This window comes from Cellulosimicrobium sp. 22598 (assembly GCF_052044445.1).
GTDB lineage: Bacteria > Actinomycetota > Actinomycetes > Actinomycetales > Cellulomonadaceae > Cellulosimicrobium > Cellulosimicrobium cellulans_G.
In genome coordinates this window covers 234,511-248,158 of record NZ_JBQEMZ010000004.1, presented here as the reverse complement: position 1 = coordinate 248,158, position 13,648 = coordinate 234,511, and the positions used below count along the sequence as shown (strand labels likewise).

The 13,648-nt window shown below is 75.4% G+C and carries 11 protein-coding genes; 4 read left to right on the top strand and 7 right to left on the bottom strand.

Going from position 1 to position 13,648, the window contains the following annotated elements; translation table 11 throughout:
• Positions 1–702: 702 nt before the first annotated feature.
• The 5 genes from ACTJIY_RS06585 to ACTJIY_RS06565 all read right to left on the bottom strand — a co-directional run bounded on the left by ACTJIY_RS06585 (position 703) and on the right by ACTJIY_RS06565 (position 5,727).
• Complete coding sequence (locus ACTJIY_RS06585; RefSeq protein WP_440673435.1) at positions 703–2,013, bottom strand: serpin family protein; 1,311 nt, start codon at positions 2,011–2,013, stop codon at positions 703–705.
• Positions 2,014–2,034: 21 nt separating this feature from the next.
• Positions 2,035–3,345 carry a serpin family protein gene (locus ACTJIY_RS06580; RefSeq protein ID WP_440673436.1) on the bottom strand — a complete coding sequence of 437 codons (1,311 nt, stop codon included), beginning with the start codon at positions 3,343–3,345 and terminating at the stop codon, positions 2,035–2,037.
• A gap of 282 nt (positions 3,346–3,627) precedes the next feature.
• On the bottom strand, positions 3,628–4,431 hold the full coding sequence (locus tag ACTJIY_RS06575; RefSeq protein WP_440673437.1) for a ferredoxin reductase: 804 nt from the start codon (positions 4,429–4,431) through the stop codon (positions 3,628–3,630).
• Between the two features lie 9 nt (positions 4,432–4,440).
• A complete protein-coding gene (locus ACTJIY_RS06570) occupies positions 4,441–5,040 on the bottom strand; it encodes a sulfite oxidase-like oxidoreductase (RefSeq protein ID WP_440673438.1) in 600 nt (199 codons plus the stop codon).
• A gap of 39 nt (positions 5,041–5,079) precedes the next feature.
• The gene (locus ACTJIY_RS06565; RefSeq protein ID WP_253054791.1) at positions 5,080–5,727 is read right to left on the bottom strand and encodes a TetR/AcrR family transcriptional regulator; all 648 of its coding nucleotides are present in this window, start codon (positions 5,725–5,727) and stop codon (positions 5,080–5,082) included.
• Positions 5,728–5,885: 158 nt separating this feature from the next.
• On the opposite strand from ACTJIY_RS06565, the gene ACTJIY_RS06560 reads away from it, so the two are divergent.
• The gene (locus ACTJIY_RS06560) at positions 5,886–7,190 is read left to right on the top strand and encodes a glycosyltransferase (RefSeq protein WP_440673439.1); all 1,305 of its coding nucleotides are present in this window, start codon (positions 5,886–5,888) and stop codon (positions 7,188–7,190) included.
• Between the two features lie 20 nt (positions 7,191–7,210).
• Positions 7,211–7,753 (top strand): DapH/DapD/GlmU-related protein, encoded by a 543-nt coding sequence (locus ACTJIY_RS06555; RefSeq protein WP_253054787.1) that lies wholly within the window; start codon positions 7,211–7,213, stop codon positions 7,751–7,753.
• A 127-nt stretch (positions 7,754–7,880) separates the two neighbouring features.
• Here ACTJIY_RS06555 and ACTJIY_RS06550 read toward each other — a convergent pair whose 3' ends face one another.
• Both ACTJIY_RS06550 and ACTJIY_RS06545 read right to left on the bottom strand, forming a co-directional pair.
• On the bottom strand, positions 7,881–9,323 hold the full coding sequence (locus tag ACTJIY_RS06550; RefSeq protein ID WP_440673440.1) for an L-serine ammonia-lyase: 1,443 nt from the start codon (positions 9,321–9,323) through the stop codon (positions 7,881–7,883).
• Between the two features lie 153 nt (positions 9,324–9,476).
• Positions 9,477–10,112 (bottom strand): DNA-3-methyladenine glycosylase I, encoded by a 636-nt coding sequence (locus tag ACTJIY_RS06545; protein ID WP_440673441.1) that lies wholly within the window; start codon positions 10,110–10,112, stop codon positions 9,477–9,479.
• 221 nt (positions 10,113–10,333) lie between these two features.
• Here ACTJIY_RS06545 and ACTJIY_RS06540 point away from each other — a divergent pair, with 221 nt between their 5' ends.
• A complete protein-coding gene (locus ACTJIY_RS06540; RefSeq protein ID WP_440673442.1) occupies positions 10,334–11,890 on the top strand; it encodes an ATP-binding protein in 1,557 nt (518 codons plus the stop codon).
• Positions 11,891–11,910: 20 nt separating this feature from the next.
• Positions 11,911–13,620, top strand: coding sequence for a tetratricopeptide repeat protein (locus tag ACTJIY_RS06535; RefSeq protein ID WP_440673443.1), 1,710 nt, complete (start codon positions 11,911–11,913; stop codon positions 13,618–13,620).
• Positions 13,621–13,648: the final 28 nt, after the last annotated feature.

Here is a 13,648-nt window from a genome sequence, read left to right as displayed (position 1 = left end):
CGTCGACGGGCGTCAGGCCGCGCCGCGCGCGACCTCGCACCGGACCGGACGCCCGGTTCGGAGGACGGGCCACGGCGCACGTCCGGCCAGGGCCGGGTGGCTCGGGTCAGTACCTTCGAGAATTGCGGACCCGCTGTGCCGCACCGCACAACGGAGTGTTGATTTCTTGCATCAACACGCAAGAACGCTACTGCCGGGTGAAGGACGCGTCAAGAGATGTCGCAAGCACCCGATGCGCCCGGTTCGTCGAGACAGGGCTCTGGACCGCTGGCCCCGCGAGGAAGACGAGCCCCGTTCCGCCGAGGTAGAGGCGTAGTCACGCGGGGTAGAGGCGTGGTCACGCGAGGTAGAGGCGTGGTTCCTGCGCCCGACGGCGCGTGGTCGCCCTGGGTGGTCGGGGTGGGTGGTGGTGCCGCGTCTACCATCCGCGCCGCTCGTTCCTCGCGGCGCTCCCGCCAGGCCCGACCACGACGCGGCACCACCACCCACCCCGACCCGGCTTCGTCTCGCCGTGGTCTTCGCTCGCCTGGGCGGACTGCCTGCGGTGCCGGTCCGTCCGCGCCGCGTCGTCCGCGTGGGACCGTCGCGCTGTTCCCGAGGGTCCGCCTCGGACGACCCGCCCACCTCGGGTGGCGACCCGAGCGCCGTCGGGCGTGGTGACCACGGGTCTACCTCGGTGGACCGGAGGGCTCGCCGGGGGAGTCAGTGGCGGGGGTCGCGGATCGCCGCGGTGAAGAGCTGCCAGCCGGTGTCGGTGTGGGAGACCGAGAAGAGATAGGGGCGGTCGACGCGGAAGCTGAGCGGGACGACCTCGACCTCGGACGACATCGCCTGCGCGCCGAGCTCCGTCACGGCCGCCGCGACGGTGCCCTCGGCGTCGACCTGGAGCATCGCCTGCTGCTTCGCCTGCGACACGTACAGGTCCTCGTCGCTGATGCCGCCGAGGTCCGGAGGGTCGACGGGGTCGAACAGCCCGCCCAGACCGGCGGCGGCGAGCGCGGGGCGCAGGTCCGTCGCGCGCTCGACGGGGATGTCGAGGGTCGGCATCGTCAGCGCAACCCGCTGCGGTGCCGCGGAGTCGAGGGCCTCGCGCAGCGCAGCCGTGCGTGTCGGCGTGATCGTCGCGGGGTCGGTCCCCTCCGGAGGCAGGACGACGTCCGCGTGGAACCCGTCGACGTAGGGGAGGCGCAGCCCGCGCCAGCCGTCGTGCTCCGCGTACGCCCACGACTCGGTGAGCGACAGCGACTCGACGTCCACCCCCTCACCGGTCGGGAGCACGAAGGGCGAGGGCCGGGTCTCGCCCTCGTCGAACGGTGCTTCCCACCGCGCGGCGAAGAGCACGGCGTTCTGGAGCACGAGGCGGAGGTCTGTGTCCGGTTCGATCGCGCTCTTCTCGATCAGCCCACCCGTGTGGAACCGGACCCAGGCGCTCAGCGGGGCGATGCCCGACGCCGTCCCGAGGTCCGTGTGCAGGACCCCTGCGCCGTAGCCGGTCGCGAGCGCCTCGAGGTAGGTGTTGTGGACCTGGGCCTGGTCGTCGAGCACGACCTGGTTCGCGACGTGCACGAGCGGGGTCTTCGGGAGCTCGTCCTTCTGCACGAGGGCGGGGTCGCCGTCGTAGGTCTGGAGCGCGGTGAGCAGGGCGTTGACGGCGTCGGTCCGGTCCTGGCCGCTCGCGCCGAGCGCGGCGTCGAGCGAGGCGGCGGTCTCGCCGCGTGCGCCCTCCGCGAGCATGGACAGGGCGACGACGGCGCTCGCCGGCGACGCGACGACGTTGCCCTCGCGCGGAGCCGCGTCGAGCATCGTCAGGCCGAGCTCCTCGGTCGCGCCGACCACGTCGGGCGTGGCGTCCGCCTCGGAGACCGCCACGACGTGCCGTGCCGCATCGGCCGTCGCGAGGGGCAGGTCCGGTCCGGCCGGGACACCGGTCGCGCACGCGGCGACCAGCCCGACGACGGCTGCCGCCGCTGCGACTGCCGCGCCGGTCCGGACTCTGCTCGTCTGCGGAGCCATGGTGCTCTCGCCGTCCTCTCGTCAGTGGCGGGGGTCGCGGATCGCGGCGGTGAAGAGCGGCCACCCGGTGTCCGTGTGCGACACGGAGAACACGTACGGCCGGTCGACACGCAGCTCGACGACGTCCTCGACCATCGGCGCGGACTCGACGCCGCCGACGACCTCGGTCACCGCCGCCGCGACGGTGCCGTCCTCGTCCACGCGCAGCACGGCCTGCTGCCAGGCCTGCGTCACCCTGAGGCCGGGTTCGTCGCTGATGCCGGTCAGGTCCGGCTCGTCCAGCAGGCCGGCGAGCCCGGCCGAGGTGAGCGCGGGCGCCAGGTCGAGCGGTGCCGCGGCGTCGACGTCGAGCGTCGGGAGGGTGAGCGCGACGCTGCGGCGCCGTGCGGAGTCGAGCGCCTCACGCAGGGCGGCGCTCGTCTCGGGCGCGAGCGTCGCCGGGTCGACGCCGTCCGGTGGGAGCACGACGTCGGCGTGGAAGCCCTCGGTGTACGGGAGCCGGACGGCCTGCCACCCGTCCACCTCGGCGTACCGCCAGTCGTGCTCCTGGTGCATCGCCTCGGCGTCGACCTCGGTCCCGTCCGCGAGGACGAACGAGTCCGGACGGGTCGCCTGCTCCTCGAACGGCGACGACCAGCGCGCCGCAAGCAGCGTCGCATTCTGGAGCGCGAGACGCGAGTCGGCGTCGGGCTCGACCGCGGACTCCTCGATCAGCCCGCCCGTGTGGTGCCGGACCCACCGGTCCAGCGGCTCGAGGCCCGCCGTCGAGCCGAGGTCGGTCTCGAGCACGCCCGCGTCGTACCCGGCGGCGAGCGCCTCGAGGTAGGTGTCGTGGACCTGGGCCTGGTCGTCGAGCACGACCTGGTTCGCGACGTGCACGAGCGGGGTCTTCGGGAGCTCGTCCTTCTGCACGAGGGCGGGGTCGCCGTCGTAGTCCTGGAGCGCGGCGAGCAGGGCGTTGACGGCGTCGGTCCGGTCCTGGCCGGTCGCGCCGAGCGCGGCGTCGAGCGACGCGGCGGTCTCGCCGCGGGCTCCTTCCGCGAGCATCGAGAGAGCGACGACGGCGCTCGCCGGCGACACGACGACGTTGCCCTCGCGCGGGGCCGCGTCGAGCATCGTCAGGCCGAGCCGCTCGGTCGCCTCGACGACGGGGGTCGTCGCCGGGGCGTCGGCGACGGTCACGACGCGGCGCTCGACGTCCGCGGTCGTCACCGTGGGCGGCTCGCCCGACGCCGTCGCGCACGCCCCGAGCACCAGGGTCGCGACGGTCGCGACCGCGAGCAGAGCGGCCGCGCGCCGCCTGCCAGGTCGACGTCTCGTCCGGGTACTCATACCGCCCCCTGTCGTAGAACTGCCGTGGCGCACGCGCGCCACGCTCACGACCTGACTGTGTCGCACCGCGGGCCGGGCTTGCGCGCCGCTAGGGTCCGCCCATGGGAATCGGGCCGATCTATCCCCTGCTGATGCTGCTCTACGTCGCCGTGCTCGCGAACGGTCGCCGTGCTGGTGATCTGGGCGCTGATCCTCACGATCCGGCTGCTGCGCAGCGTGCTCGCGGAGCGCGAGGCGCGCGCCCGGGGCGGCTGGACGCCGCCGCCGGCGTAGTCGCGCCCGTCAGTCCCCGGCGGGCCCGAAGCGCTCGGTCTTGACGCGCGCCGGGTCGTGGCTCAGCGAGACGAGCTGGCGGGCGACGGCCTCGACGAACCCCGTCGGCCCGCACACGAAGCACGCGGGCTCGATCTCGGCGGGCCAGCCCCACGCCGCGAGATCGCGTCGTTCGAGGCGACCCGGCCCGCGCGTCGATCCCAGCGGCACCGAGCGCGTGTAGACGACCTGGACGTCGAGCCCGTCGTGCGCGGCGGCGAGCCGGTCGAGGTCCGCGGTGTACAGCCGGTCCTCGGGGCGGCGGACCGAGTACACGAGCCGGAACGGGGTCCGGTCGCCCGCGTCGCGGCGCGTGCGGAGCATCGCCATGAGGGGAACGAGGCCCGACCCGCCCGCGGCGAGGAGGACGGGCGTCCCGCCGTCGCGCTCGGGGGACCAGACGAACCAGCCGCCGACCGGCCCGCGCAGCTCGATCGCGTCGCCCACCGCGAACACGTCGGTGAGGTAGGTCGAGACCTCCCCGCCGGGGACGCGCTGCACGGTGACCTCGACGCGCGCGGGGGAGCCGTCGTCGGGCACCGACGCGCGCGTCGCCGTGCTGCCGATCGAGTAGCTGCGCTCGGCGGTGTAGCCGTCGGGCGCGGTGAGGCGCAGGTCGACGTGCTGACCGGCCAGGTGCCCGGGCCAGGCGGGGACCTCGAGGACGAGCGTCCGCGCGGACGGGCTCTCGGCCCACGCGTCGACGAGCGTCGCGACCTGCCAGCCCGACGGCGTCGCGTAGCGGGCGCCGAGGCGGACCGGCGCCTCGGTCATCGTGAGGTCTCAATCACCTTGGTACCTCTGCTCGCGCCACGGGTCGCCGAGGTCGTGGTAGCCGAGTCGCTCCCAGAAGCCCTGCCGGTCCATGGGCATGAGCGTGATGCTGTTGACCCACTTGGCCGACTTCCAGAAGTACAGGTGCGGCACGAGCAGCCGCGCCGGGCCGCCGTGCACGGGGTGCAGCGGGGCGCCGTCGAACGTGTGCGCGACCCACGCCTTGCCGCCCAGCAGCTCCGCGACGGGGAGGTTCGTCGTGTACCCGCCGTAGCAGCCGATCATCGCGAAGTCGGCGGTCGACTCGACGTCGGCGAGGAGCGTGTCGAGCGAGACGCCGCGCCACGACGTGCCGAACTTCGACCAGCGGGTGACGCAGTGGATGTCGACCGTCGGCTCGTCCTGGGGGAGCGCCATGAGGTCCGACCACGACCACGCGCGCGTCGCGCCGGTCTCGGTCGTGACGTCGAGCCGCCAGGTCGCGGTGTCGACGCGCGGTGTGGGCCCCGCCGAGAGCACGGGGAACCCGGTCTCGACGTACTGGCCCGGCGGGAGCGCCACGCCCTGCGGGCGCGGCCGGCCGTGGAAGCCGGGGGTGAGCGTGCTCATGGCACACCGTAGGCGCGGTGCCCGACGGCGCGCCAGGGCTCAGGCGTCGGCGTCGTCCTCCGGGGGCGCCGCGACGAGGCGCACCACGCCGTCGCGGAGCCAGGCGCGGTACCGCTCGCCCGACCAGCCGGCGCCCGCGACGAAGTGCGTCCAGCCCTCGGGTGCGAGGAGGTAGGACAGCGACTCGGCCGCCTCGTCCCGCGGTGCCCGGGGGCGGAACCCGTGCGCGGCGAGCACGTCGACGCTCGCGCGCAGGTCCGCGCGGCGGCGTTCGAGGAGCGCGTCGAGCTCCGCGGCGACGGCGTCGTCGGAGCGCGCCGCCGAGGTGAAGGCGGACCACAGGCCGGCGACGCGCTCGTTCGCCGCGGCGACGAGCGCGACGAGGCCGTCGAGGAACTCCTCGGGGTCGGTCGTGCCGGCCACCGAGCGTCCCTCGGGCCGCTCGCCCAGGGACTCCTGGCCCTCCGACCCGGCGAACGTGAGCTCGAACGCGGCGAGCAGCAGGGCGCGCTTGGGGCCGTGCGCCTTCACCGTCTCGAGCGAGACGCCTGCGCGCGCGGCGACGCGCGCGAGCGTCGTGCGCTCGTAGCCGTGCTCGGTCAGCTCGTGCGCGGCGGCGCGCACCACCCGTTCGCGCGTGCGCGCGGCCTGCTCGGTGCGGAGGTCGGACGTGTAGGCACGAGGCACCACTATTGACTACCCCTCGAAGGTGATGAATACTCCTGACGGTTGATCGATCTTCTCACACGCCGTCTCCCCACCGGCGTCCCCCGCGCAGACGGCCCGGTCCTGCGCCTTCCCGTCCGACCGGCGCGACGCGCGCCGCCACGAGAGAGGCCCCACCGATGGCCACCGTCCTGCTCTGCTCCACCCCGGTGCACGCCCACGTCACCCCGCTGCTCGCCGTCACCCGCGCGCTCGTCGCCCGCGGGCACGACGTCCGGTTCCTCACCGGCGCCCGGTTCGCCGCCGCCGTCGAGGCCGCCGACGCCGAGCACGTCCCGCTCCCGGCCGTGGCCGACTTCGACGACCGCGACCTCGCCGCCGCGTTCCCCGGCCGTGCGGGACGCACCGGGCTCGACGCGATCCGGCACGACATGCTCGAGATCTTCGTGGCGCCCGGCGCGGCGCAGCACCGGGCGGTGCTCGCGGCCCTCGCCGAGCGCCCGGCGGACGTCGTGCTCGTCGAGCCCCTGTTCCTCGGCGCGATGCCGCTCGTCTCGGTGCCCGCCGACCGTCGACCACCGGTGCTCGCGCTCGGGATCTTCCCGCTCGGGCTGAAGAGCGACCACACCGCGCCGTTCGGCCTCGGGGTGCTGCCCGCGCGGGGCCCCCTCGGCGTCCTGCGCAACCGGGCCCTCCACGCCGTCGTCGAGCGGGTCGCGTTCGCCGCCCCGCAGCGCGCGGCGCAGGACATGGTCCGGGCGGCGGGCGGGGAGCCGAGCGGCACGTTCTTCCTCGGCTGGCCCGCCGACGCCGACGCCGTGGTGCAGCTCACCGTCCCCGGGCTCGAGTACCCGCGGCCCGACGTCGTGACCCCGGTCCGGTTCGTCGGCCCGCCGCGCCCGGCGCCGGGCAACGGTGACCTCCCCGCGTGGTGGGGCGACCTCGACACCCGCCGGCCGGTCGTGCACGTCACGCAGGGCACCGTCGCGAACGAGGACCCGACCCAGCTCCTCGTCCCCACGCTGCGCGCGCTCGCGGGCGAGGACGTGCTGGTCGTCGCGGCGACCGGCGGACGGCCCGTCGGGTCGCTCGGGCCGCTCCCGGCGAACGCGCGCGCGGCCGAGTACCTCCCGTACGACGCGCTGCTCCCGCGCACCTCGGTCCTCGTCACGAACGGCGGCTACGGCGGGGTGCACCACGCGCTGCGGCACGGCGTCCCCGTGGTCGTCGCGGGCAAGACCGAGGACAAGGCGGAGGTCGCCGCACGCGTCGCGTGGACCGGCGCAGGCGTGCGGCTGCGGACGAGCACCCCGCGCCCCGGCCAGGTCCGGCGCGCGGTGCGGCGACTGCTCGACGACCCGTCGTACGCCCGCGCGAGCCAGCGCCTCGGCGAGCACATCGCCGCCTCGCCGGGCGAGGCCGGCGTGGCCGACGTCGTCGAGGAGGTCGTCGCCGCCCGCGAGGCGTCGCGCGCCGTCCGCTGACCCGGAGGCAGGATCGGGGGATGCCCAGCGACCTGCTCATGCGCATCCACGGTCCCGAGTTCCGCGCCATGTCCGAGAGGGTGCTGCGGGCCACCGAGCTCACGTCCCGGCTCAACGTCCTGCCGTTCGACGACGAGGACGGTCGGGCGCGGCTGCTCGCGCAGATCCTCGGCCGCCCGCTGCCCCCGAGCGTGACGATCTACCCGCCGTTCTTCACCGACCACGGGCTGAACCTCGACCTGGGGGAGCGCGTCTTCGTCAACCAGAACTGCACGTTCCTCGACTACGCCGGCATCCGGCTGGCCGACCGCGTCATGGTCGCGCCGAAGGTCACGTTCGTCACCGTCGGGCACCCGGTCGACACCGACGACCGCAAGGTCTGGCTCACCGGCGGTCCGATCGACGTGCACGAGAACGTGTGGATCGGCGCCGGGGCGACGATCCTGCCCGGCGTGACCATCGGCCGCGACGCCGTGGTCGCCGCCGGTGCGGTCGTGGCCGACGACGTCCCGCCGCGCAGCCTGGTGACCGGCACCAAGGCGTCCGTGCGCCGCACCTGGTGAGCGGCGCTCCGGCTCAGCACTCGGTCTGTCGGTCGTGCTGAAGCCTTTGCTTGCTTCGCTGCGCTCCGGGTCAGCACTCGGCCTGGTGGTCGTGCTGAAGCCTTTGCTTGCTTCGCTGCGCTCCGGCTCAGCACTCGATGACGTTGACGGCGAGGCCCCCCGTCGAGGTCTCCTTGTACTTGGTCGACATGTCGACGCCGGTCTGGCGCATCGTCTCGATGACGGTGTCGAGCGAGACGACGTGCGAGCCGTCGCCCTGGAGGGCGAGGCGCGCCGCGGAGACGGCGGTGCACGCGGCGATGGCGTTGCGCTCGATGCACGGGACCTGGACGAGCCCGCCGACGGGGTCGCACGTGAGCCCAAGGTTGTGCTCCATCGCGATCTCGGCCGCGTTCTCCACCTGGGCGGGCGTGCCGCCGAGGACGGCGCAGATCGCGCCCGCCGCCATGGAGCACGCCGAGCCGACCTCGCCCTGGCAGCCCGCCTCCGCGCCGGAGATGGACGCGTTGCGCTTGTAGAGCGCGCCGATCGCGGCGGCGGTGAGGAGGTACGTGCGCATGGCCCGACGCCGGCGCGCGGGGTCCGCGGCGACGTCCGGGTGGGTGCGCAGGAAGTGGCGCCCGACCGCGGGGATGATCCCCGCGGCGCCGTTCGTCGGGGCGGTGACGACGCGGCGCCCGTCGGCGTTCTCCTCGTTGACGGCCATGGCGAACGCCTGGAGCCACTCGATCGTCGTGTCGGCGCCGCGCTCGTCGGCGAGCTCGAGACGTTCGCGCTGCGCCCGTGCCCGACGGCGGACCTGGAGACGACCGGGCAGCACCCCGTCGCGCTCGAGACCGGCGTCCACGCACGCGCTCATGGTGTCCCAGATCCGGTCGACGCCCGCCTCGACCTCGGTGGCGGGGCGCAGGGCGGACTCGTTCGCCCACGCGACCGCCGCGATCGAGGTGCGCTCGCGCTCGCACAGCGCGAGGAGCTCGGCGGCGTTGGCGAACGGGAACGGTACGCCCGACGGCTCCGTCCCGGGGTCGATCGCCTCGCCCGCGAGCTCGGCGCCGAGCTGCGCAGCCTCGTTCGCGGCCGCGGACTCGAGCGCGGCGGCGGTGAGCACGAAGCCGCCGCCGACCGAGTAGTACGCCTCCTCCGCGAGCGGAGCCCCGCTCGCGTCGAGCGCGGTGAACCGCATGCCGTTGGGGTGGCCCGGCATCCGGGTCAGCGGCGCGAGGCGCACGTCGTCGCTCGTCATCGTGATGCGGTGCCGGCCCAGCAGCGCGACGGGCGCGCCGTCGCCCAGCTTCTCCCACGAGCCGGGGACGCGCGCCGGGTCGCACGTCTCGGGGTCGAGGCCGAGCAGCCCCGCGACCACGGCGTCCGGCGTGCCGTGGCCCGCTCCCGTCGCCCCGAGCGACCCGCACAGCACGACCCGCAGCCCGGCGACCTCGCCCAGCATGCCGCGGTCGTCCAGCGTCGCGACGAACGCCTTCGCGGCCCGCATCGGCCCGACGGTGTGCGAGCTCGACGGACCCACGCCGACGGAGAAGAGGTCGAGGACGGACACGTACGCGCTCATGAGGCCATCGTCGCACCTCGTCTCACCATGTGGTCGCCGCCAGGGGGCAGGGCCGCGCACGGAGACGCCCGACGGTCCGCTCGCCCTGCCGCACCGGAGTCGCGAGCCGTCCCCGGAGGCGGCGGGGCGGACCGAGGTGCGGCTCGCCGCCGCTCACGGGCGGCGCAGCACGACGGGGCAGGTCGCGAGGTGGTCGTCCACGAGCCCGCAGGCCTGCATCGCGGCGTAGGCCGTCGTCGGTCCGACGAACCGGAAGCCCAGCTTCTTGAGCGCCTTCGAGAGCGCGGTCGACTCGGGGGTGAGCCCCGGGACGTCGCCCCAGGTCGCGGGGCGCTCGCGACGGGCCGGTGGCGCGAACGACCAGATCAGCTCGTCCAGCGTGCGCCCGCTCTCCTGGAGCGCCAGCAGGGCGCGCGCGTTGTCGATCGTGGCCGTGATCTTCTGCCGGTTGCGGATGATGCGCGCGTCGGCGAGGAGGCGCTCGACGTCGGGCTCGTCGAACGCGGCGACGGCCTCCGGGTCGAACCCCGCGAACACCTCGCGGAAGGCGGGACGCTTGCGCAGCACGGTGATCCACGACAGGCCGGACTGGAACCCCTCCAGCGCCAGGCGCTCGAACAGTGCCGTGTCCCCGTGGACCGGGACCGCCCACTCGGTGTCGTGGTACTCCTCGTAGAGCGGGTCGCCGTCGCCGAAGCAGCGGGCGCCGGGTCGGGGACCGCCGGGGGCCCCGGCGGGCGCGTCGTCGGGCACCGCGAGGGGTGTCGACGCGGTCGTGTCGGTCGTCATGCGTCCACTCTGCCCGGTCCCGCCGACACGGAGGCGCCCTCCGGTGCGCGCTGTGGACGGGGACCGCGGTGTCCGGGCCTGTGCACGGTCAGGCTCCCGGGGACGGCGCAGGTGGCAGGGTGCCGATGGTCGGCGTCACCGGTCCGGGGCACACTGTTCCCGGCCGGCCGCGCTCACGGGCGCACCGGCGTCGTCGTCCCCGCCCGACCCGAGGAGCACCCATGTCCGACGCCCTGGCCGCGCTCGCCGCCGCGGTGGCGGCCGCGCCGTCGAGCGCCCCGCTGCGCGTCCACTACGCGAGCCTCCTGCTGGCGGCGGGGCGTCCGGTCGAGGCGCTCGAGCAGGCGAGCGCCGCGCTCCGGATCGACCCGGCGGACGGCGAGGCGCTGCGCCTGGTCCAGGACTCGGCCGTCGCCGCGGCGACGGGGAGCAGCCCCGCGGCCGACCGGCCCGCGACGGCCCCCGCTGCACCGCCGGCCCCGGTCACCGGCCTGCACGCGCCGGCGTCCGCCCCCGGCGGCCCCGACGACGGGATCATCACGGGCGTCCCGTCCGACGCGACCGTCCCGCGCGCCCCCGGCGCGCCCGCGACCCCGACCGCGGGGATCCCCGCCGAGCCCGCCCCGTCCACCGGGCCCGGCGCCCCCGCAGCCCCGGGCCCGGCGGCGCCGTCGGGCATCGACTGGGACCGGCTGGAGCACGAGGTGGGCGTCCACGTCCCGGCACCGTTCGTCGAGACACCCGTCGTCGAAGCGCCGCCCGGACAGGTGCCCGCCGCACCGCCCGCCGGCCCGGGCGGCGTGTCCCGCACGGACGACGACGCCGTCCCGCCCGCACCGGGCGACGGGCCGTTCCTCGTCCCCGCGCGCGACGACGCCCCCGACGACGGCTCGGGCCTGCTGGAGGTCTCGCGCGAGACGGTGACGCTCGCGGACGTCGGCGGCCTGGAGCCGGTGAAGCAGCGCATCCGCGAGGCGTTCCTGGAGCCGATGCGCCACCAGGCGATCGCGAAGGCGTTCGGCAAGTCGTTGCGCGGCGGGCTCCTGCTCTACGGGCCTCCCGGGACCGGCAAGACGTACATGGCGCGGGCCGTCGCGGGCGAGCTCGGCGCACGGTTCCTCACCGTGACGCTCGCGGACATCCTCGACAAGTTCATGGGGGAGAGCGAGCAGAACCTCCACGCGCTGTTCCAGCGCGCGCGCCAGCTCGCGCCGGCCGTGCTCTTCCTCGACGAGGTCGACGCGATCGGCGGCAAGCGTGCGCAGTACTCCGGCTCGTCGGGCATGCGGACCGTGGTCAACCAGCTCCTCCAGGAGATGGACGGCATCGGCTCCGACAACGACGGGCTGTTCGTCCTCGGCGCCACGAACCACCCGTGGGACGTCGACACCGCGCTGCTGAGGCCCGGGCGGTTCGACCGCGTCGTGCTCGTGCTGCCGCCCGACGAGCCCGCGCGCGAGGCGATCCTGCGCCACCACCTCGCGGGCCGCCCGGTCGCGGGGATCGACCTGCGCGCGGTCGTGCAGCGCACCGACGGCTTCTCCGGCGCCGACCTCGAGCACCTCGCGGCGACGGCGGCGGAGAAGGCGATGATGGACTCCATCGCGACCGGCCAGGTGCGCCCGATCACCATGGCCGACCTCGACGCGGCGCTCGCGGACGTGCGGCCCTCGACGACGGCGTGGCTCCAGTCCGCGCGCAACGTCGTCACGTTCGCGAACAACGACGGCCGCTACGACGACCTCGCCGCGTACCTGCGCGCGCGGCGCATGCTCTGAGCGCCGGAGGACCCCGGACCGTGAGCACCACGACCGACCCGCGCGCCGTCGCCTCGCGCGCGGAGCTGCTCGTCCAGATGGGGCGGCCCGAGCGTGCGCTCGACGAGGTCGACGACGCGCTCGCGAGCGTGCCCGACGACCCGCGGCTGCTCCTCACCGCCGCCTGGGTGCGGCTGCACCTGCAGCGGTCGGCCGAGGCGCTGCCGCTGCTGGAGCAGGTCGTGGGCGCCCAGCCCACCGCCGACGGCGCGCTCCACCTGCTGTCGATCGCGCGCCAGAACACGGGCGACGTGCCGGGAGCGCGCGACGCCGCGGCGAAGGCGCTCGAGCTCGACCCCGACGACGCGCGGTACCACCTGCAGCTCGCGGACACGCACCTGTCGGGCCGGGTCCGCGGTGCCGACCGGAGGCTCGCGCGCGAGCGCATCGACGCGGCGCTCGCGCTCGCGCCCGAGAACCCCGACCGGCTCGCGCAGGCGGCGCGGCTGTGGTCGCGCCTCGGGGACGACGACCGGGCGCGCGCTCTCGTGCGCCAGGGCCTCGGCGTCGCCCCGGAGCACGAGGACCTGCTCTACCTCGACGCGGCGCTCGCCCTCGACACCGGCCGCAGCGCGAAGGGGTACAGCAGCGTCCTCGCGACGAACCCGGAGCACGCCGAGGCCGGCTACCTGCTGCACCTCAGCGTGTGGCAGCAGGTGCTGCGCCTCGTCGAGATGCCGGTGCTGCTCGTCGGGGCGGTCGCGCTCGTCGTCACGTTCTCGATGAGCGACGCGCACGTCGGCGGCGTGCCGCTCTGGGGGATCGTCGTCCTGCTGTGGACGGCGATCACGGCCCTGCGCGTGCTCCCGGTGCTCCTCCAGGTCCCCCGCGGGCTGCTGCGCCGCACCCTCCGCCAGACGCCGTTGCGGGGCGGGGCCGTCGCAGCGGTCGTCGTGGGCTGGGTGGCCGTGCTCGCCGGGCTCGCGCTGCTGTACGTGGTGCGCGACGCCGTCGTCGTGCGGTGGTTCCTCGTCGCCCTCGGTGCGGTGCTCGCGGTGACGACCGTGACCTCGGCCGTCCTGTACGCGGCCATGGTCACGCAGACGCGCGACCTGGGGTACCTCCCGCCCGGCCCGGTGGGCGCGGCGCGGATCGCCGGGCTGCGCTCGGGTCTGCGCGGCGCCGCGGTGCGCCGCACGGTCGTGACGGGGATCGTCGCGGTCGTGGTCGCGGCGATCGGGCCGGGGGCGCTCGCGCGCGAGGACGCCCGCTCGGTCGCGGCGCTGGCCGCCGTGGCGTTCGTGCTCCCGGTGACGGTCGGCCTGTGGGTCGCGTGGCGTGCAGCGGAGCGGCAGCGCGCGGCGTCGGACGAGCGCCTGCCCGTGAGCGCCGGCGCCGCGGTCCGCGCCGGGCTGGGCGCGGCGGTCCTCCTCGTCACGACGGCGCTCCTCGCCGTCGGCGGCGTCGCGGCCGTCGTCGCGCTGCCCGTCACGCCGAACGCGCACGACGCCGACGGCCGCTACGTCCAGTCGCCGAAGGCCCCGCGCGACCCGGACTCGGAGGTCCAGGAGTGCGGCGGCCGTCCCGTGACCCGGCTCTCCTGCATCCAGGAGAACAACCGCATCCGTCAGGAGGAGCTGCGCGACCGGATGGAGGACGTCGACATCCCGAGCATCGACGTCCCGACGCTCGACCTGCCGGACCTGCCCGACGTCCAGGTGCCCGACGCCCCGGTCCAGCCGACGCCCTGACCGGCTCCGAGCGCCGACTACGGCCCGC

Excerpts from the sequence above, each read along its gene's own strand:
- ACTJIY_RS06540 (WP_440673442.1), top strand. The coding sequence starts at position 10,334 with ATGTCCGACGCCCTGGCCGCGCTCGCCGCCGCGGTGGCGGCCGCGCCG.
- ACTJIY_RS06550 (WP_440673440.1), bottom strand. The coding sequence starts at position 9,323 with ATGAGCGCGTACGTGTCCGTCCTCGACCTCTTCTCCGTCGGCGTGGGT.
- ACTJIY_RS06545 (WP_440673441.1), bottom strand. The coding sequence starts at position 10,112 with ATGACGACCGACACGACCGCGTCGACACCCCTCGCGGTGCCCGACGAC.
- ACTJIY_RS06570 (WP_440673438.1), bottom strand. The coding sequence starts at position 5,040 with ATGAGCACGCTCACCCCCGGCTTCCACGGCCGGCCGCGCCCGCAGGGC.
- ACTJIY_RS06585 (WP_440673435.1), bottom strand. The coding sequence starts at position 2,013 with ATGGCTCCGCAGACGAGCAGAGTCCGGACCGGCGCGGCAGTCGCAGCG.
- ACTJIY_RS06555 (WP_253054787.1), top strand. The coding sequence starts at position 7,211 with ATGCCCAGCGACCTGCTCATGCGCATCCACGGTCCCGAGTTCCGCGCC.
- ACTJIY_RS06560 (WP_440673439.1), top strand. The coding sequence starts at position 5,886 with ATGGCCACCGTCCTGCTCTGCTCCACCCCGGTGCACGCCCACGTCACC.
- ACTJIY_RS06575 (WP_440673437.1), bottom strand. The coding sequence starts at position 4,431 with ATGACCGAGGCGCCGGTCCGCCTCGGCGCCCGCTACGCGACGCCGTCG.
- ACTJIY_RS06580 (WP_440673436.1), bottom strand. The coding sequence starts at position 3,345 with ATGAGTACCCGGACGAGACGTCGACCTGGCAGGCGGCGCGCGGCCGCT.